Raw genomic sequence first — 784 nt, 5'->3', positions numbered from 1 at the left:
CCATGGCCGTACGGCAGCCGGAGCGTGCGCCGGTACGCGCCGTCACGCCACTCCTCCACCCCCGGTACGGCGGTCGCCGCGAGGTGCCCGAAGAGGTTGTCGGGGTTGAGCGGGGCACGGAAGGGCAGCCGGAGGTTCAACACCCCTGACGTGTCCGGCGATTGGGCCCGCTGTCGGGACGACCGCGCCGCCCGCTCCCGCAGCTCGCTCGGCGACAGCGCGAAGACCTCCCGTACGGTGTCGTTGAACGCCCGGATCGAGGCGAACCCGGCCGCGAACGCGATCTCCGCCATCGGCAGCCCGGTCGTCTCGATCAGCAACCGCGCGGTCTGCGCCCGCTGGGCCCTGGCGAGCGCGAGCGGCCCGGCGCCCAGCTCGGCCATCAGCTGCCGCTCGACCTGCCGGGTGCTGTAACCCAGCCGCCGGGCCAGCCCGGTCACCCCCTCCCGGTCCACCACCCCGTCCCCCACGAGCCGCATCGCCCGAGCCACCAGATCGGCCCGCTGATCCCACTCGGGCGACCCCGGACTCGTATCGGGCCGGCATCGCTTGCAGGCCCGAAACCCCGCCTGCTGACAGGCCGCCGCGCTGGGGTAGAACGTCATGTTCTCCGGCTTGGGCGGCACCACCGGGCAGCTCGGCCGACAGTAGATCCGCGTGGTCAACACCGCGGTGAACACCCACCCGTCGAACCGCGCGTCCTTCGCCTGCACGGCCCGCACACACCGCTCGGTATCGCTGTACATCCCGTTCCGCATGAATCAAGCATCGGGGAGGAAGGGAG

Annotated in this window: 1 protein-coding gene; it reads right to left on the bottom strand. The window is 72.2% G+C overall.

From position 1 onward, the window contains the following. On the bottom strand, positions 1-746 hold a 746-nt coding region (locus STRIP9103_RS24835), incomplete at its 3' end, for a bifunctional transcriptional activator/DNA repair enzyme AdaA (protein ID WP_048820928.1). Between the last annotated feature and the right edge of the window lie 38 nt (positions 747-784).

Origin of the sequence: Streptomyces ipomoeae 91-03 (assembly GCF_000317595.1) — a bacterium.
Lineage (GTDB): Bacteria > Actinomycetota > Actinomycetes > Streptomycetales > Streptomycetaceae > Streptomyces > Streptomyces ipomoeae.
Note: the sequence above shows the minus strand (reverse complement) of the source record. Positions and strands in the feature narration are given on the sequence as shown.